Consider the following 26,182-nt stretch of genomic DNA (forward strand, 5'->3'; position numbering starts at 1 on the left):
TGCGCGCGTGAATCGGTGGGGCGGTCGCGACGATATTAGAAGAGGCGATCGTCCGCGAAGTCGGCGTGCTTGCGCGCATAGACTTTGTTGGCGTCGCCGTGAATCGTGGGGTGCAGAATGAGACAGGGTGAACAAATGGATTTGGAATCGGCCCAGCGTGAGCGTGAGGCGATCGCGGCGCTGGCGGGCAGCCGCGATCAGATTCGCGCGGAACTGGCGAAGGTGATCGTCGGCCAGGAAGAGGTCATCGACCAGATCCTGATCTGCCTGTTCAGCGGCGCGCATTGCATTCTCGAGGGCGTGCCGGGCCTGGCCAAAACGCTGATGATCAAGTCGCTGGCGCGGACGCTAAGCCTGTCGTTCAACCGAATTCAATTCACTCCCGACCTGATGCCCAGCGACATCACCGGCACCGAGATCATCGAGGAGAACAAGGCAACGGGTGTTCGCCAGTTGCGGTTTGTCAACGGACCCGTTTTCGCCAACGTGATTCTCGCCGACGAGATCAACCGAACGCCGCCCAAGACGCAGGCGGCGCTGCTGGAAGCGATGCAGGAGCACCAGGTGACGGCGGCGGGCTTCACGCATCGCCTGCCCGAGCCGTTCTTTGTGCTGGCGACGCAGAATCCAATCGAGCAGGAGGGGACTTATCCCCTGCCCGAAGCGCAGCTCGACCGGTTCATGTTCAAGATTCTGATGGCGTACCCCAGCGCGGCGGAAGAGTTGCAGATCATCAACAAGACGACCACTATCGAATCAATCGAAATGAAACGCGTGTTTACCGCCGATGACCTGCTCGCGCTCCAGGAAGTCGTGACGCGCGTGCCGTGCGCCGAGCATGTCATGGATTATGCAATGCGACTCGCGCGAAGCAGCCGGCCGCAGTTGACGGACGCGCCGGAGTTCGTCCGGCGGTATGTCAGTTGGGGCGCCGGGCCGCGGGCATCGCAGTATCTGGTGATGGCCGGCAAGGCGCGAGCAATTCTGGCCGGACGGTATCACGTTTCGACGGACGACGTGCGTGCGGTCGCCCATCCGGTCATGCGCCATCGGATCGTGACAAATTTCACGGCGGAAGCCGACGGCGTCACGTCGGATGGTGTTATTGATCGGCTGCTGGAATCCGTGCAGGGGGCTTCGACCCCGGATCTGGATGCCATCGATGCGCGGCGCGTGCTGGTGCCGTAAGGGAAATAGGAACCGTTCAAAGGACCGGCGGGCGGTGTCCGCTCAATATTGACAACTGGCCGATTCTCCCCCGGGATCCAATCCAATGATCGCGCAAGGCGAAAATCTTCAGAAATACCTGAACCCGGTTGTGCTGGCGGGGATCGCCGGATTGGATCTCCGCGCGAGGCTGATGGTTGAGGGTTTTGTGAGTGGTCTGCATCGCTCTCCCCTCCATGGATTCAGCATCGAGTTTGCCGAGTATCGCAAGTATGCCCAGGGGGACGATCTGCGGCACCTGGACTGGAAAGTCTTCGGCCGGACCGACAAGCACTACATCAAGGAGTACGAGCAGGAAACGAATCTCCGGATGCTGATCGCGGTCGATGCTTCCGAATCAATGAACTACAAGAGCAGCGATTCCGCCTGGTCGAAGCGCGAGTTCGCCATCACCGCGGCGGCGGGGTTGTCCTACCTGGCGCTCCAGCAGGCCGATTCGGTTGCGCTGGCCACGTTTGACACGCGCCTGCGCCGGCATGGCCGCGCAAGCAATCAACCGAACCAGTGGAAGCAGGTCGTGGCGGAACTGGAGCATCGCCCCGGTACGGGAGCGACGGCGTTTCGCGCGGTGCTCGACGAACTGGCCGAGAGCCTGCGCGAGCGTCACCTGATCATCGTGTTAAGTGATCTGCTCGGCGAGCCGAACGAGATCATCACAGGGATCAAACATCTGCGCCACCGCCGGCATGAACCCATCGTGTTGCAAATTCTGGATCACGCCGAGCTGACGTTTCCGTTTGACGGCCCCGTGCGGTTCATTGGAATGGAGGGCGTCGGCCCGCTTGCGACCGATCCGACCGCGTTGCGCGCGCGCTACCTCGCGGAAATCCATCGTCATCTGGACACCATCCGGCAGGGCTGCCACGCGCAGCAGTGCGACTACCAACTCCTGGACACCAGCGCGCCGCTTACCACGGCGCTAAGCGCTTACCTCGCGAATCGTGCGGCGCGCGTGCGCCGCCACCACTGACCTGCGCGCCGGCGTTGCCCGGCCGGATCCTACGGCGGTTCCCATGTCATTCGTTCACGGCGGGATGGCGATGGCGGCGGCGGGCCTGGCGATGGTGCCGCTGCTGATTCATCTGCTCAATCGCCGGCGTTACCGCGACGAACCGTGGGCCGCCATGCAGTTCATCCTGTCCGCCGTCCAGCGCACGCGCAGGCGGCTGCGCACCGAACAATGGATTCTGCTGGCGGTGCGTACGGCGGTGATGGCGCTGGTCGGATTGGCTGTAGCGCGGCCTTATCTAAAGCCGAAATCCGCACTGCTCTCCGTGGGCGAACGACGCGTCGACCGCGTGATGGTATTGGATGACAGCTTATCGATGCGGGCGTGCACGTCCACCGCGCCGAGTGCCCTGGAGAATGCCCGATCGGCCATCAGCAGATTGCTGGAGCGCAGCGCCGGCAGCGGCGGGTTTGCGCTGGTGACGGCATCGCGACCTGCGCGGGCGTGGTTTGATCAACCGGTGCAGGATCGGCTCGCGTTTCGACAAGCGGTGGAGTCGATCAGCGGCACCTGGGCCGCTTCCGACTTGCACGGCGCGTTGGAACAGGCGGACGCGATTCTGTCGCGCAGCACCGCGCCGCCGGAAGCACGGGAAGTTTATGTTTTCTCCGATTTCTGCGAGCGCGATCTGCAAGCGCCGCCCGGGGCCGGTGAGTCTCCGTTGGCGCCCGTCGTCAATGCCTCGCGCATCGTGTTGATACGATCGACTTCGGATTCTCGTCCCAATCGAGCGGTGACGGACCTGCGCGTCGTTGGTCAGCCGGCGTTGCTGAACGGCGCTGCCGAAATTCGTGCGGAGGTCACGAACTTTTCCACCCATGAGATGGCTGCGGCGACGCTGTCGCTGCACGTTGCGGGGCGTGAAGTCGGTCGTAAGGGGATCGGATCGCTGGCGGGCGGCGGAAAGGCGACGGTTGAGTTTCATATCGCACTGACACCGGGCGCCGTCCATGTGATCGAAGCGATGTTGAACCGATCGGATGACGACTGGCTGCCGGACGATGATCGGCGGTGCTTGGCGATCGATGTTCCGGCGCGGTGCCGAGTCCTGCTGGTCGAAACGCGCACGGCGCATGGAAGAAGCGATCACTCGCTTTTCTATTACCAGTTGGCGCTGGGCGGGATCGATTCAGCACCGACCAGCGGTTCGCCTTTTGACGTGACGCAGGTGGAGGCGGTGCAATTTCGGGATGTCGTGCTGAAGGATTATGACGTTGTGGCGGTGGTTGACTGGGCAGCCTTGCAACCCGGCGACCTTGAACGATTGCGTCGGTTCGTGACCTTGGGGGGCGGGCTGATTGCCTTCTGCGGTGGCGAAGAAGGAGTGCCGGCCGCGGCGCTGAATGGAATCCTTCCGGTCCGACTGCTGGACGTTTACCAGGCACCGACGGCTGCGCCACCGCCGACCCTGATGCTGGCTGATCCGAGACACCCCGTGCTCGGCGACTTCGCCGGGCAGCAGCGGAACATCCTCGGCCGTGCGCACGTCACGGCGTGGCGACGGATACAGCCTGAAGCGAACGAGCCGCGTCTGGATCGTGTCATTGATACAAGCAGCGGCGATCCCGTTCTCCTGACGGCCGAAGTCGGTGCCGGCCGGATCGCGCTGTGGCTGACCTCGGCGGACATGTCGTGGACGAATTTCCCAGCCAAGCCGGATTATCTCCCGTTGATGATGAATTTGACGGGATTCGTCGCGGGGGATCGGAATTCAGGGCGCAACGTGCTCGTCGGCGAGGCGTTGAGCGGGCGTGTTTCGTTGGCCGAGTCGGGTCGAATCGAATTCACGCTTCCGGACAAGACGCGTCAGCGCGCCGAGCCGGATCGGGACGAATGGGGCGGTCGCTGGAATCTGCGCGACACGGCCGAACCGGGCGTCTATGAATGGACGCGAGGTGCCATGCGGGATGCGTACTGCGTCAACGTGGACACGGCCGAAAGCGATCTGCGACGAGCGGATTCCCGGCGCGTGGCACAGGCGTTCGGCGACCGGGCGATTTGCGTCGATTCGTCGGAGCCGGCGGCGTTGGCCGGCGAAACCGGCGTCAGAGAATGGGGCTGGATGCTCGCGGTGATCCTGTTGCTGGCCGCGACGATTGAATCGCTGCTCGGGCGATTGTTCGGGGGCGCGCGATGAGTCGATTCGCGGAATGGTTGCTGAACCTCGAGGCGTCCGGTCTTCACGGCGACGGGACGCTGACGCTGCGTTTCGCGACGCCGCCGGCAGCGTGGATCATGCTGATCGGCGCGATTTTGTCGGTTGCCTTTGTTTATCGCATCTATCGAGCGGAGCCGATTCCTCTCCGATGGAAAGTCGCGCTCATGACGCTGCGCGTCGGAGCCGTGTTGACGGTTTTATTCATTCTCGCCCAGCCGGTGCTTGTGCGGCGAATCACCAACGAAACACGCGGCCACGTTGCCATTCTGGTGGATCGCTCCACAAGCATGGACGCCGCCGATGGCGATTGGCCCGCGTCCAGGGAGGTGGAACCCGGTCCGTCCGCGACAAAGCGCCTGAACGCTGCATTACGATTGCTTCCCCACGGCGACGGCCAACTCGCCGCGCTTCCAGCGCAGCACGAAATCTCGCTTTGGTCGTTTGCCGGGTCCGCGCAGCGACAGGAGGCAATGCTCGAGTCACAGCGCATTGAGATGGGGACCACGACCGATCTGGCCACCGCGATCAGCGCGGTGCTCAAGGAGATTCCCGGCGCGAGGCTGGCCTCGTTGATTGTCATGTCCGACGGCCGCCACACGGCGGCGACGTCCCTGGAGGCCGCGCTGTCGCAGGCTCAAGCCCGTCGCGTGCCGATTCACACCATAGGAGTCGGGTCCTGGGAGCCGCAGCGTGACCTGCGCATTGATTCGGTCTGGCACGATGACGAGGTGTTTGTCCAGGACTCGGTGACGCTTCGCGTGCAAGTGGAGGCTCGCGGGGTTGATGCGGCACAGGATGCGACCGTCGAGCTGCGCGATGTGGAGAGCGGCACGCTGCTTTCTTCCTATCGCGGAGAATTAACCGCCAATCAGCGGCTGGCTTCGTGGGATTTGATCTACCGGCCGTCCGGGGTTGGGCGCCGATCGTTGGAAGTGCGCGTGCTGCCCGTCGCCGGCGAGCGAGACACCACGAACAACACGGCGATCGTTTCGATTCGCGCGCATGAGCAGAAGCTCCGCGTGCTGTATGTTGAGGGGTACCCGCGTTATGAATACCGTTTTCTAAAAAACCTGCTTGTTCGCGATCCGACGCTGGAGAGCAGTTGCCTTCTGCTGTCGGCGGCGCCGGGCTTCGCGCAGGAAGGACACCGCCCGCAGACTCGATTTCCGGCCAGTCCGGAAGAATTGCGAACCTACGACGTGGTGTTGCTGGGCGATGTCGATCTTCGCCGTGAGGATGCGATCAGCGGCACCCAGCAGGAATGGCTCGTGGAGTTTGTATCGGCGCTGGGTGGCGGCGTGGGGTTTTTGGCCGGGACGGATCACATGCCGCAGGTGGTTCGTCAGACAACATTGGAAAAGCTCCTGCCGGTGGCGCTGGATACGCAGTTGGCGGTGGGGCCGCAGCGAGCCGGCGAGGCGCAGTCCCCGCGGATCACCGCCGAAGGAGACGAGAGCGGATTGTTTCATTTCGCCGAGGATCGCGCCGCGCAGCGCGACATCGCGGCTGCGTTGCCGGGATGGCATTACGTGGCGCGGGTGCTTGGTGCGCAACCCGGTGCGAACGTGCTGGCGACGGTCGCCGGTGGCGCGGGGCCGTTCGAGGCGATGCCGGTCATTGTCATGGGACGATATGGCGCCGGTCGCACGCTCTTCGTCGGCACCGATGATCTTTGGCGCTGGCGCGAATACGGCGACGATGCGTACTACGAAACGTTCTGGCTCGGCGCGATCCGGGCGTTGGCGCGCGGCCGGAAGTTTGGATCGGACAGGCCTTGGCGGCTGGAGACCGATCGCAAGCGTTACGATCTGGGGGACCCTGTGCAGGTTCGTCTGACGTTGCGCGATGCGTCGATGCGATATCAGTTCGGTGATCTGGGCGTCGTCGTGCGCGATGCGCACGGCGCGGTGGATCGAGCCGGCCTGCAACTCAAGTTGCCCGGCAGCGGCGTCTGGGAAGGCACGTGGGAGGCATCGGTCGCCGGGACGCTGACGCTCGCGGTCGCGTCGGATGCCTTCTCCGGCGAGACCGAGCCGCCCAGTTGCTCGATTGAGGTGCAATCGATCGACCTGGAGCGGCGCGAACCTTCCGCGGATCGCCAGATGCTTGCCCGCATCGCCGAGCAAACCGGCGGCCGTGCATTCTGGTCGACCGATGATCTTTCGGAGCTTGCGAAGCTCATTCCGGATCGCAGCATTCAGACGCCCGCGGACATCGAGACGCCGCTATGGGATACGCGATTGATCGTTCTGGTGCTGACGAGTTTGCTGGCAACCGAATGGATTCTTCGGCGGGCATTGAGCCTTCCGTAACGAGTTATGGCGATGGGATCGAATCACGTGCCTGGGAACGATCTGCTTGCCCGTCTGGCAGGGGTGCGTCGACGCATTCGGTGGCTTCTGGCGCTGGAGGCCGTCGGGCGAATTCTGCTGGTCAGCGTGTTGTACGCGGTCGTCGTCGCCGGGGCCGACTGGTGGGTGCATTTCCCGGGGTATGCCCGGCTGATTTTTAATGCGACATTTGTCGTACTGATCGGTCGCTATGCCTGGCGTCGCGTCTATCGTCCGGCCACGGTGCCGATCCATCTCGATCAGATCGCGCTGATACTGCCCGAACTGCCTGGAGAACTGCGCGATCGCTTGGCGGCGAGCGTCGCGTACCTTGACCACGGCGGGGCGGGTTCGTCCGCCCTGTGGCAGACCGTCATTGAACAAACGAGCGATTCGCTCGGCCATGCGAGGTTGGCGCGCGGGATTCGACCGGAGCGGGCGCGTCGTTGGATGACGGCGGGCGTGTTGAGCGTGCTTGGGATGGCGGCTCTTGCGACGTGGCAGGGTCCGCTGGTGCGGGTGGGCCTCGCACGGTTGACAACTCCACTTGGTGATTCGGCGTGGCCGCGTCGCGTGGAGATCGTCCCACTGACGGGCGATGCGGTGGTGGCGGTGGGTGAGTCGTTTGAAGTGGCCATGCGGGTGGCGCGGGGCGAAAGCCGACTTCACCGCGTATACCTGAATCTGCACCTGCCGTTTGGTCGCATTCAACGCGAAGTGCTTCGCCGCGGAGCGGATGGCGTCTACCGCCGCACCCTGGATGCCATCCGCGCCGACGTGCAATACTCGTTCGCCTGCGGCGATCACGATTTGTCTGATTCGCCGTTTACGATCCGTGCCGCGACCCGGCCGGAGGTCGTCGCGCTGAACGCCGAGGTGTCACTCCCCTCGTACGCCGGTTCAATCGCACCCGAATTGCAAGCCGACACCGAGGAGGGATTTCATGCAATTCGCGGCGGATCGCTGCGGCTGCGCGCGACCTGCCATCTCCCGAGTGCCGCGCAACGTTCCAACGCGAGCGTCAAGCTGGAATTGGAGGACGGGCGCACCGTGGAAATGCACCACGGAGAGGAGGCGGAGTGGACCGCGACCCTGCTCGCGGAGGAATCGACTTCATTCGTTATCGAGCTTCGTGATGGACTGGGGTTGACGCCGCGCGACCGGCGGAGTTATCGACTCTTCGTCCGAGCGGATCAGCCGCCGTCGGCGCGGATCATTGAGCCGACCGGGGTGCTGGACATCACGCCGCGCGCTGAACTCGACTTGGTCGTTCACGCCGAGGACGACGTGGGTTTGACGGGCGTGCTGCTTGCCGCCTCGGTTGAGCGTGTGTCGGCGGAGAGGCAACCTTCCCAGTGGACCGCTGATCTCCTCGCCGAGGGAGTTGATCTGAAGACGGACGCGATTGCCGGTGCGACATCGATCGCGGAACCGGCGGCGGTCCAGCCAGCCGGTTCGACCGCATCGCCGCGGGAAGTACAACGGGCGTATCGCTGGTCGCTGGCGGAACTCAATGTGCAGCCGGGTGATTCGGTCATCTATCACGTCGAATCGCGCGATGCGTTCGTGCAGGACGGTTCGCCGCGCACGGTGCGCACGCTGCCTCAACGGCTGATTGTTCTCTCGCCACCGGATTTTGCCAAGCGGCTGCGCGACGAATTGCTGACGTCGCAGCGATCGCTTCGGCGCCTGTTGGCGGACATCGTTTCAATCGAAGGCCGCACGCGCGCATTGGAAGAAGCACAGGCGATATCACGAGCCACAACGCGACCGCTTGCGGCCGAGCTGCGCCGGGCGCGTCAGTCCGCCGCATTGATCCTGGATCGGCTTCAACTGGTCATCGACCGCGGCTATGCCAATCGGCTGGGTCACGACGATGCCGTTCAAATGACCCGCCGGGTTCATCAGGAAGTGTCGGAAATCTCGGACGAGTTTCTCGAACTTGCTGCCGTCGCGCTGGAAGCGATTCCGGACGAGCCGGAGGCATCGACCGCGACGCGTCTGGTCGTCACGGCCCTGGAGATGGAGAGCCGGGCGATCACGGGAATTCATGCGATCCTGGACCGGTTGGCGCGATGGAATGACTACGAGGAACTGGTTCGACGTGTGCGCGAATTGCAGGAGCGGCAGGAAGCGCTCATCCGCGTGGTGGCCGAGGCGGCTCGCGCAGCGCAGGACTTGAGAATTGACACGCTCGGCGGAGCGGGCAGCGGAGCCGAAGGCAACGGCGCGAACGCCCCGCGCGTGTTGGATACCGCGGCGCAAGACCAGCGACAGCTAAGCGCCGAAGCGACACGCCTGCTGCTAAGCATGAAGGACTTCGGGCGAGAGGTTGAGGGTGTGAAGCCTGCGCGGGTGGCAGCGCTGGAGGCGGCGGCCGACCTGGGGTATCGACACAACGTCGTCGGGCGCATGGAAGAAGCCGTGGCGGAGTTGAGCGCGGGCCGCGCCGGGCTGGCGGGCGACGCGCAAGCCGGTGCGGCCGCCGGATTGCGGGCGATGGTGGCTTTGTTGGAGGACGCACCGCAGCGGGAACTGTCGCTCCTGTCCAAGGCGCTGGCCGACGCGGCGGACCGGTTAAAGAAAATCATCCTCGCGCAGCGCGACTTGATCGGTCGGACGGAGTCCGCGCAGCCGGAATGGGCGCGCCTGGTCACGCGACAATCGACGCTCGCGCGGACAACCAGTGCGTTCTCGGCGGGTATCAAGGTGGCCGACTCGGAATCGGAGACGGTGCGCGAGCACACCGGCAAATCTTCGGAGGAGATGCTGGCCGCGGCGGACGGGTTGTCTGCGGGGGATGGGATCCGGGCTCGTACACGTCAGGATGCGGCGCTGGAGCTGCTGGAGACGGCGTTGCGTGTTCTGGAGCGTCGGCAAAGCGAAGCCGATCAGGCCGCGGCGGAGAAATCGCTGGCGGCGCTGGCCGAGCGATTGATCGCGATTCACCGGGAGCAGGGATTGATTCACACCGATACGCAGTGGTTCGCGTCGCGCAGCGCGGACGCGGCCCGCTTGACGCGCGCCGATGTGCTTCGCGCGGGGCAGCTTGTTCTGCGGCAGTCGACGCTGAAGGAACAACTGGAGGAAGCGCGGGAAAAGATGGCGGGCAGCATCGTCTTCAATCATGTTGCCGCACGCGTGGCACAGGATATGTCGGAATCGGCCGGATTGCTCGACGCGCGTGCGTGGGATGGCGCCTTGGCGGTGCAGGAGCGTATACTGGGGGCTCTGCGGCAACTGATCGGCGCCATCGAAACGCTTCCGCGTCCCGATCCGTCGAAGCAGTTTGCCGATGCGGCCGGCGCGGGGCAGTCCGCCGCGCAGCCGACGATGGAGCGGTTGATCCCGCCGCTGGCGGAATTGAAGGTGTTGCGGTCCATGCAACAGGCGCTGCATGAGCAGACGGTGCGCTGGGCAAGCGTGAAGGGGGAGAGCGAAGCCGATTCGCAGCGCCGGCACGAAGCGCTGCGGGCCGTGGGGACGGGGCAGCGAGAATTGCATGAACTGGCGACCCAATTGATCGAGCAGTCGGCTTCGCAGGGGAGCGCTCCATGACCAGAAAACCGAACGCGAGACTCAACGTCATGGCCGGGGCGCGCATGGTCGTGTTTATGGCACTGATTGGGGTGATGGCGGCGGTCGTGTTTGCCGCACAGGAGACCGGGCCGACCCATGCCGGAGAAGCTTGCTCGACGCCGCCGGCCTCGACCCAGCCGGTTGAGCATGAGAGCCACGCGACACGTGCCCCGGCTGCAACGCAATCATCCCGTGCATCGCGTGACGAGATGGTGCGGAAGCTGCTCGGCGGGGAATCGACGGTGGTCGATCAAGTCGATCGGATGCTTCAGGACATGGGCGAAGCTACGACGCGCCTCACGGCGCAGCTCGACGCCGGATCGGAGACCCAGGCGGCCCAGCGCCGGGCACTGGAGGGTCTCGACGTGCTGATTCGCCAGGCTGGAGAAAATCGACGCGCGTCGCCGCAAACGTCCCGCGTTCGTCCGCGTGGCGAGCGCGACGCGCAGCGCCGACGCACGCCGGATGAGCGGAAGCAAACGAATCAGGGCAAAGGGGGGCAGGCCCAGCGCGGCGGACCCGGTGCGGCGGGTGGCGCGGGCGAGGATTCGGCGAACAAGAAGGCGGCCAAGGCCGAGATGGTCCGCGGGTGGGGATACCTGCCTGGCCGGGAGCGTGACGAGGTCATTCAGGGGTTCGACGAAGAGTTCCTCGCGAAGTATCGTGAGCAGATCATGGAGTATTATCGGCGGCTGGCGGAAGCGGCTTCGGTGCAACCGGTGTCGGGTGAACCACGATGAAATCGACGCGAGGCATCATGGGGAACGCTGGGATGTCCATTGGAGCGATTCTCCTGCTCCCCGTTATCGCCACGGCGCAGGCGCCGACGTCGCAACCCGTTGCCACCGCGAAGCGCGCGGGGCGCGTGGATCGGCCGACTGTCGAGCAGGCTGCCGCGATTGAACGCGGGTTGAAATGGCTCGCCGAGCAGCAGAAGCCCGACGGCTCCTTTGGCAGCGGGTCACAATACGGGCGCCACGTGGGCATCACGTCGCTGGCGTGCCTTGCTTTCATGAGCGAGGGGAGCATGCCGGAGCGGGGGCGCTATGCGAAGAATGTCGATTCAGGTCTGGATTTCGTGCTCAAGGCCTGTTCGGAACAATCGGGCCTGATCGCGGCGGAGACGTCGTACGGCCCGATGTACGGCCACGGATTCGCGACGCTGTTTCTCGCCGAAGCCTATGGCATGTCGCATCGCGGCGACTTGCGCGAGAAGCTTCAAAAAGCCGTCGCGCTGATCGTTCGCACACAAAATGACCAGGGCGGCTGGCGGTATCATCCCGTCAAGGCGGATGCGGACATTTCCGTGACGATCTGCCAGGTCATGGCGCTGCGCGCGGCGCGCAACGCCGGCATCACCGTCCCGAAAGAAGTGATCGACAAGTCGATCAAGTATGTGCGTGAGAGCCAGAACCCCGACGGCGGGTTTCGCTACATGCTGGACTCGGCCGGCTCGATGTTCGCGCGGTCGGCCGCAGGCGTGGCGGCGCTGTATTACGCCGGCATGTACGACGATCCGGTGATCCGCAAGGGACTGGCGTACCTCAAAAAGTTCACGCCGGGTAAGACGGAAGAACAGACCCACTACTACTATGGGCATTACTATGCGGTGCAGGCGATGCACGTGGCGGGTGGGGAACATTGGGAGCAATGGTGGCCGGCGATTCGCGACGAGTTGCTCGCCAAGCAGTTGCCCGATGGCTCGTGGCGCGGCGAGGCGGGCACGGAGTATGGCACGGCGATGGCGCTGATCGTGCTTCAGGTGCCGCGTGGAAACCTACCGATTCTCCAGCGTTAGGAAATGCCTGACGGGGCCGCAGGTGACATGAGAATGAGGACGCTGATTCAAGACACCAGGCGGCGCCGGTCCGGGCTGGCGGCCTTGATTGCCCTGGGCGCGATGACGACCTTGGCGCGCGGCCAATCGGCGACCGTGTATACAATTGACGGCAGATCGCAGACGAACGCCCTGGTGTCTCTTGCGATTCCCGGCGGCGTGACGCTCGGGCGGGAGGGGGAGCATTCGACGTTCGACTGGAAGGACGTGGACCGGCTCGAACTGAATCCCCGCGGCGAGGCCGTGGCGGGGCCGTGGAGCGTGACCTGTTCCGACGGCAGCGTGTTGTTCGGCCGCATCGCGGGCGGTGGCGAAGACGCGGTGCGAATGGAACACGCGGCGCTTGGCGCGCTGTCGATCTCCCTGGAATACGTTGATTTCATCGACCGGCATGCGGCGCCGGGCGAGGTGATCGAGGCCGGTCGCGGCGACGGCGGGCGTGATCGCGCGGAAGATCGCATAATATTGACAAATGGAGACGTTATCAAGGGGTCGATCGCGCGGCTGACAAGCGAAGGCGTGGCGCTTCTGGCCAACGAGCGTGAGCGGCTCGTCGCCTGGAGCGTGATTCGTCGGGTGAGCCTTGCGGCGTTGCAATCGGGTACCGCGTCAGGAAAGCGCGAAACGTCCGGGGGAATTGCCGAAAGGCCCGGGGCGCTGGTGTGGTTGGTGGATGGCTCGATGCTTGTGGCGCGGCGAGCAACGTTGCGCGAAGCGTCGGTTCAGGTGGAATCGGCGCTGGGACAGACGATGGCGGCGCCGCGGGAAGCGGTTCGAACGATCGAGTCGACCGGTGGGCGTCGCGTATGGCTAAGCGAGGTGCCGCGGTCGAGCGCCCGCGCGATTCGTTATTTTGATCACTCGATGCCGCCGTCTTTTCCGGTGCCGGGAAACATCGAATCAATCAAGCTGGGCGGCGTCACACATTCGCGCGGTCTGCGGTTTGCAGGGGCGGGTCATCGCTCCTGGAATTTACAGGGTCAATTTGCATTGCTTCGCGCGAGCCTGGGCATGGAAGACGGGGCGGGACCGCTGGCTGATGCGGACGTGGTGATTCGCGTGGACGGTCGCCCCGTGATCGAGCATCGCGGCTTGCGGAGCGGCCAGCCGGCCCGGCCGGTGGAAGTCAATCTTGCCGGCGCGAAGGAACTGGAGATCGAGGTCGGCTTCGGCCGGCGCGGTCCGGTGCAGGATTGCGTCGTGCTGGTCAATCCTGCCTTGATAAAGCCGCAATGAAGTCTCTGGCCGCGGCGGCGTAGCGTCCGGCGTCTGGCCGGGCGGCGAGCTGTTCAGCAACCGACTTCGCGGCGGCCGCATCGTGGCTATAATACAAAAGTCGCGCGAGGGCGTAATGGCCGGCCGGGCTGTTGGCTCGATCCGGCGGGAGCGAGGCGAGCATCGCCTTGGCCGATACGATGTATTGGCGCTGCGCGTGCGACATGGAGATCGCAGCCGGCGGTCCGAGCAGTTCGATCAAATCGGCGTCTTCCCCGGATTTCAAAGCGAGCCAAACAGCCGCCCAATCCGCGAATCGGCGATGCTCGGTGGTTTCAAGCAGGGCCTCCCGCTGCGCGCGACACGCCGCGCGATCGCCCCGCACGGCCTGGGCCCAGGCAAGCCAGGCTTGCCGTTCCGGTGCCGCGAATGCGGCAGGCGGCGCCGTATTCCAAAGCGAGAGCAGATCATCGCCGCGTCCCAGGCCGGCCAGCAGATCGTGCAGGCCGATTCGCGCATCGCGGTCGGCGGGATTCAGGCGGAGCAGCTCACGATAGTCGCTCTCCGCCGGGGTGAATTGTCGTTGTGCTGCGAGCAGCGCTGCCCGGTTCAGACGCGGCGCGCGAGCAGAAGGTTCTACGATGATCAGGCGATCGTAAATCGCCATCGCTTCGGCGGGCTGTCCCAGATTAGTGAGGGCCACGCCGAGGTTCAACAGGGCGGGGCGGTCGTTCGCGTTCAAATCCAGGATCTGCCTGCACCGCTTGACGACGGCGGGCCAATCCGCGCGGCGGACGGCGATCATCACGAGTTGATAGATCGCGTCGCGCTGAAACGGGCTGACGGCGACTGCGCGCTCGTAGCATTGCTGCGCGATCTGAAGGTTGCCGCTCTTGAAGAAATGGAAATCTCCCAACGCCATCAGCACCGGCACGTAGACGGGGTTTTCATTTAATACTTTTGAATAAATAGCGGTCGCCTCGGCCTCCTTTCCGACCATTTCCAGGGTTCGCGCGTAGTAATACTGCACGCGCAAGTTGTTCGGCATCCGGCGCGCGGCCGATTCAAGTTCCCGCTCGGCGGCTGTCCAGTCACGCTGGAAGCGATGGGCGATCCCGGCTTGCAGCGCCAGCCGCGGTGAGTCGGGCCATTTTTTGCGTGCCTCGGAAATGACGCAAAGCGCTTCATCGATGCGTTTCTCAAAGATGTACGCTTTGGCCAGCTCCGCGTGCGCGTCAACGTTGTCGGGATTGATCGCCACCATGTGCAGGTCCCGCGCGACGGTCGAACGCCACGTTGGCGCGAGCCGCTGATCGGCCAGCAGCCAAACCACTGCGAGGCCGCAAAAGGGCGTGGCGGCGAGTGCCGGTAACCAGATGGGTCGGCGCTGTGCTCGCAGGAAGTCCAGAAGTTGAATCACCGCGGCCGCGAGCGCCAGATGCAGCCCGACCATCGGCAGGTACATGTACCGGTCTGCGGTGAGGAATCGGCGTGCGAACGTCGCCGCGAGAAAGGGCGTCATGAGAATCACAAACGCGACCAACCCGGTGAAGGCGAGCGGGCACCGGCGCGCGGCGATCCGGATGAGCACCGCCAGGGCTGTCCATTCCAATAGCGCAATGAGCACGGGGATGCTCACAAAGGTGACGTTCTCCGGCGGTGGCGACCATGCTGCAATGCGAGAAGGCCACAGGAAGTTCTCAAAGTAATAACGGCTCGCGAGCAGCAGGCGCACCGGCGCAGGCGTCGAAAGCTCTTTCTCTGCAAGTTCGATCATGCCGAGCTTGTCGGTTGTCAGCAGGGCCGCGACCATGCCGGCCCCAGCCAGCACCAGCAGCACGCCATGCAAAATCCCGTCACGGCGTGAAAGCCGTCCGTGTCGCCGCCACGCCAGCCAGGCGCCCGCGACTGGAACGGTCGGAATGATCTTGGACAACAGCGAGAGCACCCACGCAAGGACGGCCGTCCACGCCGCGCCACGGGACAGAATCCCCGAAGGGCGAAGGCAAGCGATCAAAGTAATCAACGAGAAGAGCGTGCCGAGCAGGATCATCCGGCCGCAGATCCATCCGACCGGTTCGATCACATAGGGATGGATGGCGAACAGCAGCGCGGTAATGAATGCGATTCGACGGCAATTCGCGACGAGGCGGATGAGCCAATGGACGAGCAGCACGTTGATGCCGTGCAGGGCGATGTTGGTGAGCTTGAAGTTGAGCGCGCTGACGGGGAATTGCGCGTCGGGCGTCGGTGCGGCGAGTGCGTAGTTCGCCATGAACGAGAGCATCGGGATCGGCTGGTACAAATCCTGGTGAACGACGGTTAACAGCGTGGCGGCGTGCTTCCATGACGGCCGATTGACCAGTCCGTGCTCGATGATGAAACGCTGGTCGTCGCCGTTAAGAAAATCGCCCTGGCGCGTCGGCAGCACGGCTGTCGCTGCGGCGGCAAGAAGGATGCAGATGGCCGCCAGATGCGGAACGGTTCTCGCGCGGATCGCCATAGGCACTTTCAGAAACTCGGCGTTCGCCGGCCCCGATTCAGGGCCGTATCATTCGGGGGATGGTCAAAACCCGCAACCCGTTGACTCGGCTCGATACCCATCATGGCTCGCTCGAATTCGGCGGGCGTTGCCGGGTCATGGGCATTCTAAACGTGACGCCCGACAGCTTCAGCGACGGCGGGCGATTCGTCGATGCGTCGGCGGCTGTGGCCCGGGCGCTGGGGATCGAAGCCGAGGGCGCAGATGTGCTGGATATCGGCGGGGAATCGACGCGTCCCGGCTCGCTGGGCGTGGAGGCGACAGAACAGGTACGGCGCGTGGTACCGGTTGTCCGCGAGGCGCGGGCGCGGGGGTTGAGAATTCCGATCTCGATTGATACGCGGAGCGCGAAGGTGGCCGAAGCGGCGTTGGATGTCGGGGCGGACATGGTGAATGACGTGTCAGGCTTGCGGGACGACCCGGACATGATCGCGCTGGTGCGCGAGCGGGGCGTTCCTTTCATCGTGATGCACATGCAGGGCACACCGGCGACGATGCAGGCGAACCCGTGCTACCAGGATGTCGTTCGCGAGATCCGCGCGTTCTTCCTGCAACGTGCCGAGGCACTCGATGCCGAGGGCGTGGATACCAGCCGGATGATCGTCGATCCGGGGATCGGGTTTGGAAAGACAATGGAACACAATGTGGAGCTGGTGCGGCGCGTGGCGGAATTCAAGGCTCCGCAACCGGTTCAATCCAGCGCGGCTGTTCCGGCGGCGTGGCCGGTACTGATCGGACCTTCGCGGAAGCGATTCATCGGCGAACTCATGTCCGGAAGGTCCGCCGAACAGGCCGGCGTTAAGGACAGCGACCGGGAAGCCGGAACGGCGGCGGTTGTGGCGTGGTGCGTGCTGGCGGGCGTGGAGATGGTCCGTGTGCACGATGTTCGGACGATGCGCGGCGTCGTCACGATGTTGGCGAACACGGGCCGATAAAGGAGCCAATCGTTCCCGGCGCGTGGAGCCTTCTGATTGCACAATGCCTCGCGCCTCATAACAACCTGCAGATCAAGGCTGGTGTCGATTGACGCGATGTATGAGGGTGCCGTTTGGCACGATCCATTAAGGGGGAAATCCATGCCATCGACGACGCTCCAGCCGGTCCACGTGAAACGCAACGAGAAGAACAACGGCGCGTGCCATGCTTCGCCGCGCGTTGAGTCGAAGCCGCCGCACGAGACGCTGCCGACGGGTCATCATCCCAATTTCAATCGCATCACGGATGAGCAGTTTACCAAAGCCGCCGAGCACATGAAGCTGGAGAGCGAAATCCAGATGCTGCTCCGCACGCCGTATCGCGAACTGGTCGTGCAGATCCCCGTACGGATGGACGACGGGCATCTCGAGTTGTTCCACGGCTACCGCGTTCAGCACAACGCCGTGCGCGGGCCGTACAAGGGCGGCCTGCGGTTTCACCCGGAGGTGGACCTGAACGAGGTTCGCTCTCTGGCCGCGTTGATGACGTGGAAGACGGCGATAGTCGACGTGCCGTTTGGCGGGGCGAAGGGCGGAATCACCTGCGACCCGACGAAGATGTCGCGGCGCGAGTTGCAGACGTTGACGCGAGGCTTCACGCAGAAGATCGACCTGGCGCTGGGTGTTTATCGCGACATCCCCGCGCCGGACGTGAACACGAACGCGCAAGTGATGGCCTGGATCATGGACGAGTATGGCAAGAAGCACGGCTACACGCCCGCCATCGTCACGGGCAAGCCGGTGAATCTCGGCGGCTCGCTGGGCCGGGAGGAAGCGACGGGTCGCGGCACGATGATCATCACGCGCGAAGTGTGCAAGTCGATGAAGCGCGATCTTCGCAAGAGCACCTTCGCGATTCAGGGCTTCGGCAACGTCGGCTCGTGGGCCGCGCGGCTGCTCGCCGAACAGGGCGCGCAGATCGTCGCCGTGTCGGACGTGAAGGGCGGCATCTTCAAGGAGGGCGGGCTGGACATTCCCGCAGTGGTTGAACACTTCAAGCAGACCGGTTCGGTCGTTGGCTTCAAGGGCGCGAAGGACCTCACGAACGAAGAGCTGCTCGTGCTGGACGTGGACATTCTGGTTCCGGCGGCGCTGGGTGGCAGCATCGATCATCACAACGCCGAGGCCGTGCAGGCGGAGATCATCATCGAGGCGGCGAACTCACCCGTGACGCCGCGAGCCGATGAGATTCTCGAGCGGCGGGGCGTGACGGTTGTGCCCGACATTCTCACCAATGCGGGCGGCGTGACGGTGTCGTACTTCGAGTGGGTTCAGAATCTCCAGCAGGTGCAGTGGGAACTGGAGCAGGTGAATGCCCAGCTTGAGAAGAAGATGGTCGCCGCGTGGAACGCCGTCGGCAGCGTCCATCGCGATCAGAAGATTCCGCTGCGCATGGCGGCCTACGTCGTGGCGTTGCAGCGTGTCGCCGAGGCGACGCGGCAACGGTGCTGATTCATTTGATACAATCGTTTTGAGAATGTAGAAACGAGCAGGGCGCGGTCTTGTGGAAACATCCCATGCGGCCGCGCCCTTTTCACATTCTTATTTCTCCATTCTACATTCCGCCGCGTCTGCACGATTGGGCGGAAACGATCGGGTCACCCTACTTGCCCCGTTCGGTCCCGAACCCTTATCATCCGCCCCCATGCTGGTGCGGCTGCAATCTTTTACACTTGTCGGCATTGAGGCCGTCGCGTGCGAGGTCGAGGTTAACGTCGCTTCGCGCGGGTTCGAACACACCGCCATCGTCGGTCTGCCCGACGCCGCGGTGAAAGAGAGCCTCGATCGCGTCCGCACCGTGCTGGAGAATTGCGGCTACCCCAGCCCGGCTCATCGCACGCTCATCAATCTCGCCCCGGCCGATGTTCGCAAGGAGGGGCCGTCGCTCGACCTGCCGATCGCGCTGGGCCTGCTCTTCGCGGCCGACGGTTCGATGCCCGACGCCGCCAGTCATTACATGATCGCGGGCGAGCTGGCGCTGGATGGGCGCTTGCGGCCGATTCGCGGCGGGCTGTCGATGGCCATGCTCGCCAAGCGCGAGGGGTATCGCGGGGTCATTCTGCCGCGCGACAACGCAAATGAGGCGGCGGTCGTCGACGGCATTGAAGTCATCCCCGCATCGTCGCTGACCGAGGCTGTAGGGTTCCTGACCGAGCAGTTGCCGATCGAACCGATGGCGGTCGATCTCAACGAGGTGTTCCGCCAGTCGTCGCAGTACGACGTGGATTTTTCCGACGTGCGCGGGCAGGACGGCGTGAAACGCGCGGTGACGTTGGCGGCCGCCGGCGGACACAACCTGCTCATGATCGGTCCACCCGGCTCCGGCAAGACGCTCATGGCCAAGTGCCTGCCGACGGTTCTGCCGCCGCTCACGCTTGAGGAATCGCTGGAGACGACGCGCATCTGGTCGGCCGCCGGCAAACTTCCGCCCGGCGCTGCATTGCTTGCGACGCGGCCGGTTCGCACGCCGCATCATTCCGCCAGCGCGCCGGCACTGGTCGGCGGCGGGACGATTCCCCAGCCCGGCGAGGTCTCGTTTGCGCATCATGGTGTGTTGTTCCTCGACGAGTTTGCGGAGTTTCCGCGGCCCGTGTTGGAGACGCTCCGCCAGCCGCTTGAGGATGGCGCGGTCACGATTTCCCGCGCGCACAGTACGATTCGCCTGCCTGCGCAATTCATCCTCGTCGCCGCGATGAATCCCTGCCCCTGCGGCTATCTCGCGGATCCGCGAAGGCGGTGCAATTGCTCGGTTGTTCAGATTGAAAAGTACCTGTCGCGCATCAGTGGACCGCTGATCGACCGGATTGATATTCATGTGACCGTGCCGGCCGTGCCGTATCAGGAACTGCGCCACGGCAAGCCCGGTACGACTTCGGCCCAGATGCGCGAGTGGGTCATGTCGGCGCGGCAGCGTCAGCGTGATCGGTTCGGGGCGGGCACGACGACCCTCAACGCCCGCATGTCGCCGCGCCAGGTTCGACAACATTGCCAACTGGATGCTGACGGTGAACTCGTGCTGAAGCAAAGCATGAGCGAACTGGGCTTATCCGCCCGCGCGCACGACAAAGTGCTGCGCGTGGCGCGAACCATTGCCGATGTGGAGGGCAGCGAGACCATTCGCGCGGAGTACGTCGCCGAGGCGGTCCATTTCCGCCAGTTGGATCGGCAGCGGTAGGGCAGTTCAGTGCCATGCATAGCATGGCACAAGGGGTGGCATGGCCGCAGCGTCTGGCGGGCATGTTGATTGAGCAATCGCACCGATCATGGTGGAGCCAAGACAATCCCTCGTTTGCTTAAGGATGCGCTACCGGGCCGCCGCTTCGGGCTTCATCGGAGTCAACGTAATATGCTCCGGGGAACTGGCGCCGCCGGAGAGAATGATCGACATCGCTTGCGCGGGGGTCAGATCGGTCTCGACGAGGTTTTCGACCGGAACAAACTCCATGTACCCGCTGGTGGGATTGATGGCGGTCGGCAGGTAAACGGTCGCGAGTTTCTGACCCGAGTTACGGTCGGTCGTGAAGCCCGTGACGAAGCCGATGGCCTGAAGGCCGGGGCTTGGGAACTCGATCAACACGACTTTTTGCGCTTTGGTCGGGCCGTCGCCGACGCCGCTAAGCGAGCCGATGAAGCGTTTGATGGCGGAATAGATCGTGTCTACCAGCGGGATGCGTCCCAGCAGTTTTTCGAATACTTCGATCAGCCGCCGCCCGACGACGTTCGAGCCGAGCCAGCCGAGCATGTAAAGCATCAAGACGGTAATGACGACGGCGATGGTGATTTCATACCACGCGGCGTTAGCCGGGTCGATCGCGCGGGGCGAGGCCGATCCGACGCCGAACGCACGATAAAGCGTCCAGCTTGACCAGTAGACGAGCTTGACGCCGATCGACAGCGCCGCGTTATAGACGTATCGAATTAGAATCGCCGTGACGGCCAGCGGCATAATGAGGATGACGCCGGTGATGATGCGTCCTCGGAAGGAGCGCGGGGTCATGCCGGACTTGATGCGTTCACGGACTCCTTTCTGTGGCGGCGATGTAGTATCGTTGCCGGGTGGCATTCAGATCGTCCTGTTTCGTGAGTCGTTCGGGGCGTGCTGCCGGATCGGTCCGGTTCGCTGGAGCGATTCCGTCGGCCCGCTGAATTATACGCGTGGGAGTATATCGCGCTGCATGGGAATAGGCATCGGCTCGGCCGGAAAACCCAGAAACGCAATTGCGATCAAGACGTTGATTGAATAGGATGATGCAACGGCCCCCAAGCCCGATCGGAATGCGAGGCGGAGCATGTCAGGACTGGAGCGCGCGGTCAAATCGGCGCAGCGGCGACTGTGGCTGAATCGCTGGCTTCGGCTTTGGGGCTGGTCGTTGCTGTGGTGCGCCGGCGCTTGGATGCTACTCATCGTGGCCGATCGGGTATTCGCGCTTCGGATTCCCATGAAGTGGGCATCGGGCGTTGCCGGGGGGTTGAGCCTAGTTGTTTCGTGTGCTTGGTTCGCCGCGACGCGGGAGGCGAAGCTGACGGCGGCGCGGGCGCTGGATGCCGCAGCGGGGCTGCGCGAGCGCGTCTCGACGAGTCTGGCTCTTGATGCCGCCCGTACAGATGTTAATCCGGATGATCCTTTCACCCGCGCGGTAGTGGCGGACGCCGAAGATCGCCTGGCTGGGATTCGAGCAAGTCGCCTGATTAGCGTGCGCTGGTCGCGGTCGATGACGCTGGGCGCGACGATGGCGTTGGCGGCGGCGCTGACGCTGCTGCTGCCCGAGTTCGATATTCAGAAAAAGAACGAGAGCCGGGCGCAGGCCGAGGCACGGCTGGCGGCGCTGAACCGATTGCGCAACGCCGTGGCAAAGCCGGTGACGGCGATGCAGCAGATTGCCGACAAGCAGGGCGATGAGGCGTTGAAGTCCCAGGTGGCTCAATTGGAGCAGGCGCTGGAGCGCGATCCGAATGCCGATGCCGAGGTCGTGCGGCGCGAAGCGGCCAAGCAACTGGACAAGCTCCAGGATGCGCTGCGAAAAAAGGCGGAGGAGGACCGCTTTCGGGCGATGGAAGAGATCAAAAAGCGTCTGAACCGCCTGGGCGCGCCGGAAGATCCGAAGGGCGAGGCCGCGAAGCTGATGGAGCGTCTCGCGGCGGGCGATTTCGAGTCGGCGCGCGACCAGGCGATACGGTTGCAGGAGGAACTGGCGAAGCGCGCGAAAGACGGCACGTCCGACCCGCAGAAGACGAAGGCATTGCAGAAACAACTGAACGAGTTGGCGGAGAAGTTGAACAAGGCCGCGGAAGACAAACAGACCGAGCGCGAGATGAAGAACGCCGGTCTTACCAAGGAGCAAGTGAAGAAAGTCCTCGATACGCTGGCCAAGAAGGATAAACACCAACTTGAGAAACTGGCGCAGGAGCTGGCCGAGCAGTTGAAGAATAAGGGCATCACCGAAGATCAGATCAAGATGATGGCGGACAAGGCCCAGCAGCGTCTGCAAGCCGCGCAGCAGTGTAAGAAACTCGGCGACCAGATGAGCGAGGCCGGCAGGCAATTGGAGCAGGGCGATACGGAGGCGGCGGCGAGCGAGCTGGGCGAAGCCGCGGAGATGCTAAGTGACTTAGAGCAGGTGGAACAGACCATGAATGAATTGGACGCGCAGATGTCGCAGTTGGCGGAAGCGCGCGATGAGTTATCCGGAGACGGCGACAACCACGGCGATGGGGAGGGGGACGGCGAAGGCAACGGTGAAAGCGGCAAGTGCGGAAGTTGCAATGGCACCGGGTTTCGAAAGGATGGCTCGCTGTGCGGCGGCTGCGAGGGGACCGGCAGTGAGAAGGGCAGCGGGAGTGGTAAGGGAAGGCTGGGGCGCGGTCACGGATCAGGCCGGCGAAATATTGACAACACGACCGACGTGGATTTTGTGAACAAGAAGGACAAGGGCAAGCTGACCAAGTCGGGCAAGATCATCGGGCAGCAATTCATTCAAGGCGAGCACCTCAAAGGCAAATCAGACGTCGAGCTGATGGAGGTGTCCCGTGCGGCGGAGGCGGATGCGGCCGACGCGATCAGCAAGGATCGCATTCCGCGAGCCTATCGCAAGGGCGTGAAGAATTACTTTGATCGACTGGGTCAGGACCTTGGCCATCGCGACGCACAACCAACGGGCGCCAGGCCGGGCGAACCCGAGAAGAAACCATGAGGACAGGCCGCTGGTTGCATTGCGTAGCTTCCAGCGAACGTCAGCAAGAGTCAGTCACATCTGATTGAATCACGAGAATACTGCTTGTCGGTCGAAGGACGCGCATCATGGCCGGATTGAATGGATTGCGCGTTTGGGTTCCGGGAGGAACGGGATTATTGGGCACGCCGCTGGTGCGCCGATTACGCGAAAGCGGGGCTGGTGTCCGCGCGGACGGCGCCGCAACGTGCGACATCACACGCGCGGAACAGGTCGGTACGGTCGCGGAGGAGTTTGCACCTCACGTCGTGATCAACGGCGCGGCGTTTACACAAGTCGATGCGTGTGAATCGCGCGAGGCCGAGGCGATGGCGGTCAATGCCGATGGAGCGGGGCACGTCGCCGCGACGTCGCGCAGGATCGGGGCGCGGCTCATTCACATTTCGACTGACTACGTCTTCGCGGACCCGTCCGATTCACCGGGTGACGCGAGGCCGCATCGGGCGCGGCGGGTGGACGACGTGACCGGACCGCCGGAAGCGCTCTGTGCCTACGGGCGGACAAAACTGGCGGGTGAACAGCGCGTGTTGCAGGCGCATCCGGAAGCGTTGATTGTACGGACGGCGTGGTTGTACGGGCACGACGGGCCGGGCTTTCCGCAGGCGATTCTCCGCCAGGCGCGGGCCGGCGGGCCGCTGCGAGTCGTCAACGATCAGACGGGGTCGCCGACGTATTCGGAAGACCTGGCGGATGCGCTGGTTCGGTTGGTTGTCGCAGGCGTGGATCACGGGCATCGCGTATTACATGTCACGAATGCCGGCGCCTGCACATGGTGGCTGTTTGCGCGAACGGTGATTGATTTGGCGGGGTTGGAGGCGACGGTGGAGCCCATCACGTCGGCGCAGGCAGGTCGTGCGGCGCGGCGGCCAAGTTGGAGCGTGCTGGACAACAGCGTGTACCAGCAGATCACAGCTCATCGCATGCGTGATTGGCGCGATGCGGTCGTGGCGTTCATGAAGAGAGAAGCCGACGCGCGACGTCCGGTCTAGACCCAGCCGCGGAGCTTGCAGGCCTCGGCCACTCGAGCGACGCTGACCATGTAAGCAGCCAGCCGCATGTGAACCTTGGCCTGCTCGCGCGTCTTCCACACGGCGTTGAAGGCGTCGGTCATGTGGCGATCGAGCTGCGAGCAGACGGCCTCCAGCGACCAGTAGTAGTTGTAGGTGTTCTGAACCTGTTCGAGGTAGCTGACGGTCACGCCGCCGGCGTTGGCCATGAAGTCGGGCAAGACCAGGATGCCCTTCTTGTGCAGGATGGCATCGGCGTCGGGGGTCGTCGGACCGTTGGCCAGCTCGCAGATCAGCTTGGCCTTGATGTTGTTGGCGTTGGCGCCGGTGATGACGCACTCCAGCGCCGCCGGAACCAGAATGTCCACGTCCAGCACGAGCAGCTCTTCGTTCGTGAGGTCCTTCGCGCCCTTGAAGCCGATGACCGAGCCGGTCTGCTTGAAGTGTTCAACCACTGCGGGAATGTCCAGCCCGCCCTCCTTGAAGATGCCGCCCTTCACGTCCGACACGGCGACGATCTTCGCGCCCTGTTCGGCGAGCAGCCGCGCGGCACACGAGCCAACGTTGCCGAAGCCCTGAATCGCGTACGTGGCCTTGGAAGGATCGAGGCTGATCTTGGCGGCCGCCTCGCGGACGGTGTAGATGCCGCCTCGCGCGGTGGCGTTGCCGCGGCCTTCGGAGCCGCCCAGCGGGAGGGGCTTGCCGGTGATGACACCGGGATGGCTGTGTCCGACGATGGTTTCGTATTCATCCATCATCCAGGCCATGATTTGCGGGGTGGTGTTGACGTCGGGCGCGGGCACGTCTTTGTGAACGCCCAATTCGCCGGCGACGGCGCGGATGTAGGCGCGGGCGAGGCGCTCCTTTTCGGTCTCGGAAAGCTCATTCGGGTTGCAGATGATGCCGCCCTTGCCGCCGCCGAGGGGGATGTTGACCACGGCGCACTTCCAGGTCATCCAGGCCGCGAGGGCGCGAATCGTGTCGATGGTCTCATCGGGGTGCCAGCGGATGCCGCCCTTGGTCGGGCCGCGCGCGGCGTTGTACTGCACACGGTAGGCATGAAAGACACGCGTCTTGCCGGTGTCCATCTTGACGGGCAGCGTGAAGTGAAACTCCTTCATCGGCCAGCGGAGCAGTTCGTGCGTCGCGGTGTCGAGTCCGAGCTTGGCGGCGGCTTCGTCGAGTTGCTGCTGGGCGATCTTGAACGGGTTCATCTCGGCCATGGTTGAATGCTCCTTGCGTAGCGGCTTGACTCGAAGGGCCAAATGCTAACGCGGCCGAGCGATCACGACAAACCGGTCCACACAAGCGCGAACCCGGCGCGGACCGCGTGGGTCGGCCCTTCGCAGAATACCGATCTTGCAATCTGTGTGCCGCCGCGCCGACGCTGGAAGGACTAAGCGGTACCGCAGAATGATTCATAGGGTGTGGTACCCGCCCCAGCGGGTGAACCACAGGCGAGACGCCTGTGCCACAGGTGAAGACTCATTACGGCTTCACTTAGCCTGCATGACGGATCGGGACATGAGAATAGGATCGACGGCCCGAAGGCGTGATCAGAATGAGGATTGTTCGATGCGATCCGCGACGCCGGAATCAGCGGTTGGAACCGGTCAGGGACTCGATCAACGATTGCTCTTTCTCAATCAAGGTGCGCAGGGCCTCGCGGAAAATGCGCTGGGAGAGGAACGGGTCGCCCAGCAGAATTCGGCGGAAAGCCGGGGCCGGCCACTCCAGGATCACGGACTTTTCCGCAGCCCGGACCGAGGCGGAACGCGGGATTCCGCACAAGACCGCCAATTCTCCAACGATCGCGCCGGGATCCGTGAATTTCAGACTCATGTCCTTGCCGTCGCGCTGGACGAAGACTTCCAGACGGCCGTCCAGCACGAGCAGGGCGCATTCCGCGGCATCCTTCTCCTTGAAGACGACCTCACCGGGATTCAATTCACGAATCTGGCCGGCCTGGAGAATCGCCTGCGCCCCGTGCGGCGTGAAGCCCGCAAAGAGCGGGAACCGGGTGATGGCGACATCGTATGCGTGAGACATGTGCGCGATCCTGGTGCCACTCATG

The 26,182-nt window shown here is 63.8% G+C and carries 17 protein-coding genes; 13 read left to right on the plus strand and 4 right to left on the minus strand.

Translation table 11 applies throughout. From position 1 onward, the window contains the following. Positions 1 to 135 precede the first annotated feature (135 nt). From HRU71_15060 to HRU71_15095, 8 genes are all read left to right on the plus strand, one after another. The gene (locus HRU71_15060) at positions 136 to 1,188 is read left to right on the plus strand and encodes an AAA family ATPase (protein ID QOJ04726.1); all 1,053 of its coding nucleotides are present in this window, start codon (positions 136 to 138) and stop codon (positions 1,186 to 1,188) included. 85 nt (positions 1,189 to 1,273) lie between these two features. Next, positions 1,274 to 2,197, plus strand: a complete 924-nt coding sequence (locus HRU71_15065) for a DUF58 domain-containing protein (GenBank protein ID QOJ04727.1) — start codon at positions 1,274 to 1,276, stop codon at positions 2,195 to 2,197. Between the two features lie 43 nt (positions 2,198 to 2,240). Continuing rightward, a complete protein-coding gene (locus HRU71_15070; GenBank protein ID QOJ04728.1) occupies positions 2,241 to 4,373 on the plus strand; it encodes a BatA domain-containing protein in 2,133 nt (710 codons plus the stop codon). Continuing rightward, positions 4,370 to 6,706 carry a hypothetical protein gene (locus HRU71_15075; GenBank protein QOJ04729.1) on the plus strand — a complete coding sequence of 779 codons (2,337 nt, stop codon included), beginning with the start codon at positions 4,370 to 4,372 and terminating at the stop codon, positions 6,704 to 6,706. Before HRU71_15070 ends, HRU71_15075 begins: the two co-directional genes overlap by 4 nt. A gap of 27 nt (positions 6,707 to 6,733) precedes the next feature. Then, positions 6,734 to 10,282, plus strand: a complete 3,549-nt coding sequence (locus tag HRU71_15080; GenBank protein QOJ04730.1) for a hypothetical protein — start codon at positions 6,734 to 6,736, stop codon at positions 10,280 to 10,282. Then, positions 10,279 to 11,043 (plus strand): hypothetical protein, encoded by a 765-nt coding sequence (locus HRU71_15085; GenBank protein ID QOJ04731.1) that lies wholly within the window; start codon positions 10,279 to 10,281, stop codon positions 11,041 to 11,043. Before HRU71_15080 ends, HRU71_15085 begins: the two co-directional genes overlap by 4 nt. Next, the gene (locus HRU71_15090) at positions 11,040 to 12,101 is read left to right on the plus strand and encodes a terpene cyclase/mutase family protein (protein QOJ04732.1); all 1,062 of its coding nucleotides are present in this window, start codon (positions 11,040 to 11,042) and stop codon (positions 12,099 to 12,101) included. Before HRU71_15085 ends, HRU71_15090 begins: the two co-directional genes overlap by 4 nt. Positions 12,102 to 12,134: 33 nt before the next feature. Beyond that, a complete protein-coding gene (locus HRU71_15095; protein QOJ04733.1) occupies positions 12,135 to 13,376 on the plus strand; it encodes an NPCBM/NEW2 domain-containing protein in 1,242 nt (413 codons plus the stop codon). On the opposite strand, the gene HRU71_15100 is transcribed toward HRU71_15095, so the two are convergent. Beyond that, complete coding sequence (locus HRU71_15100; GenBank protein ID QOJ04734.1) at positions 13,348 to 15,858, minus strand: hypothetical protein; 2,511 nt, start codon at positions 15,856 to 15,858, stop codon at positions 13,348 to 13,350. The two genes, HRU71_15095 and HRU71_15100, sit on opposite strands and share 29 nt — an antisense overlap. A 59-nt stretch (positions 15,859 to 15,917) precedes the next feature. On the opposite strand from HRU71_15100, the gene folP reads away from it, so the two are divergent. The 3 genes from folP (at position 15,918) to HRU71_15115 (ending at position 20,046) form a co-directional block, all read left to right on the plus strand. Continuing rightward, a complete protein-coding gene (folP, locus tag HRU71_15105; protein QOJ04735.1) occupies positions 15,918 to 16,832 on the plus strand; it encodes a dihydropteroate synthase in 915 nt (304 codons plus the stop codon). 141 nt (positions 16,833 to 16,973) lie between these two features. Further along, the gene (locus tag HRU71_15110; GenBank protein ID QOJ04736.1) at positions 16,974 to 18,323 is read left to right on the plus strand and encodes a glutamate dehydrogenase; all 1,350 of its coding nucleotides are present in this window, start codon (positions 16,974 to 16,976) and stop codon (positions 18,321 to 18,323) included. Positions 18,324 to 18,516: 193 nt separating this feature from the next. Continuing rightward, a complete protein-coding gene (locus tag HRU71_15115) occupies positions 18,517 to 20,046 on the plus strand; it encodes a YifB family Mg chelatase-like AAA ATPase (GenBank protein QOJ04737.1) in 1,530 nt (509 codons plus the stop codon). A 129-nt stretch (positions 20,047 to 20,175) separates the two neighbouring features. Here HRU71_15115 and HRU71_15120 read toward each other — a convergent pair whose 3' ends face one another. Beyond that, entirely contained in the window at positions 20,176 to 20,868 is a 693-nt protein-coding gene (locus HRU71_15120) for a DUF502 domain-containing protein (protein QOJ04738.1), read from the minus strand. 292 nt (positions 20,869 to 21,160) lie between these two features. Between HRU71_15120 and HRU71_15125 the strand changes: the two genes are divergently transcribed. After that, positions 21,161 to 23,062 carry a hypothetical protein gene (locus HRU71_15125; GenBank protein ID QOJ04739.1) on the plus strand — a complete coding sequence of 634 codons (1,902 nt, stop codon included), beginning with the start codon at positions 21,161 to 21,163 and terminating at the stop codon, positions 23,060 to 23,062. 107 nt (positions 23,063 to 23,169) lie between these two features. After that, positions 23,170 to 24,090, plus strand: coding sequence for a dTDP-4-dehydrorhamnose reductase (rfbD, locus tag HRU71_15130; protein ID QOJ04740.1), 921 nt, complete (start codon positions 23,170 to 23,172; stop codon positions 24,088 to 24,090). Here the strand turns inward: rfbD and HRU71_15135 are convergent. Together HRU71_15135 and HRU71_15140 are read right to left on the minus strand one after the other, a co-directional pair. Further along, positions 24,087 to 25,331 (minus strand): Glu/Leu/Phe/Val dehydrogenase, encoded by a 1,245-nt coding sequence (locus tag HRU71_15135; protein ID QOJ04741.1) that lies wholly within the window; start codon positions 25,329 to 25,331, stop codon positions 24,087 to 24,089. The genes rfbD and HRU71_15135 overlap by 4 nt on opposite strands. A 373-nt stretch (positions 25,332 to 25,704) precedes the next feature. Beyond that, positions 25,705 to 26,157 carry a cyclic nucleotide-binding domain-containing protein gene (locus tag HRU71_15140; GenBank protein ID QOJ04742.1) on the minus strand — a complete coding sequence of 151 codons (453 nt, stop codon included), beginning with the start codon at positions 26,155 to 26,157 and terminating at the stop codon, positions 25,705 to 25,707. Between the last annotated feature and the right edge of the window lie 25 nt (positions 26,158 to 26,182).

It is taken from the genome of Planctomycetia bacterium (assembly GCA_015200345.1).
GTDB lineage: Bacteria > Planctomycetota > Phycisphaerae > UBA1845 > UTPLA1 > PLA3.

What these genes read in the sequence shown, in the direction of transcription:
- HRU71_15060 (QOJ04726.1), top strand. Translation starts at nt 136, where the DNA reads ATGGATTTGGAATCGGCCCAGCGTGAGCGTGAGGCGATCGCGGCGCTG.
- HRU71_15065 (QOJ04727.1), top strand. Translation starts at nt 1,274, where the DNA reads ATGATCGCGCAAGGCGAAAATCTTCAGAAATACCTGAACCCGGTTGTG.
- HRU71_15070 (QOJ04728.1), top strand. Translation starts at nt 2,241, where the DNA reads ATGTCATTCGTTCACGGCGGGATGGCGATGGCGGCGGCGGGCCTGGCG.
- HRU71_15075 (QOJ04729.1), top strand. Translation starts at nt 4,370, where the DNA reads ATGAGTCGATTCGCGGAATGGTTGCTGAACCTCGAGGCGTCCGGTCTT.
- HRU71_15085 (QOJ04731.1), top strand. Translation starts at nt 10,279, where the DNA reads ATGACCAGAAAACCGAACGCGAGACTCAACGTCATGGCCGGGGCGCGC.
- HRU71_15090 (QOJ04732.1), top strand. Translation starts at nt 11,040, where the DNA reads ATGAAATCGACGCGAGGCATCATGGGGAACGCTGGGATGTCCATTGGA.
- HRU71_15095 (QOJ04733.1), top strand. Translation starts at nt 12,135, where the DNA reads ATGAGGACGCTGATTCAAGACACCAGGCGGCGCCGGTCCGGGCTGGCG.
- HRU71_15100 (QOJ04734.1), bottom strand. Translation starts at nt 15,858, where the DNA reads ATGGCGATCCGCGCGAGAACCGTTCCGCATCTGGCGGCCATCTGCATC.
- folP (QOJ04735.1), top strand. Translation starts at nt 15,918, where the DNA reads ATGGTCAAAACCCGCAACCCGTTGACTCGGCTCGATACCCATCATGGC.
- HRU71_15110 (QOJ04736.1), top strand. Translation starts at nt 16,974, where the DNA reads ATGCCATCGACGACGCTCCAGCCGGTCCACGTGAAACGCAACGAGAAG.
- HRU71_15115 (QOJ04737.1), top strand. Translation starts at nt 18,517, where the DNA reads ATGCTGGTGCGGCTGCAATCTTTTACACTTGTCGGCATTGAGGCCGTC.
- HRU71_15120 (QOJ04738.1), bottom strand. Translation starts at nt 20,868, where the DNA reads ATGACCCCGCGCTCCTTCCGAGGACGCATCATCACCGGCGTCATCCTC.
- HRU71_15125 (QOJ04739.1), top strand. Translation starts at nt 21,161, where the DNA reads ATGTCAGGACTGGAGCGCGCGGTCAAATCGGCGCAGCGGCGACTGTGG.
- rfbD (QOJ04740.1), top strand. Translation starts at nt 23,170, where the DNA reads ATGGCCGGATTGAATGGATTGCGCGTTTGGGTTCCGGGAGGAACGGGA.
- HRU71_15135 (QOJ04741.1), bottom strand. Translation starts at nt 25,331, where the DNA reads ATGGCCGAGATGAACCCGTTCAAGATCGCCCAGCAGCAACTCGACGAA.
- HRU71_15140 (QOJ04742.1), bottom strand. Translation starts at nt 26,157, where the DNA reads ATGTCTCACGCATACGATGTCGCCATCACCCGGTTCCCGCTCTTTGCG.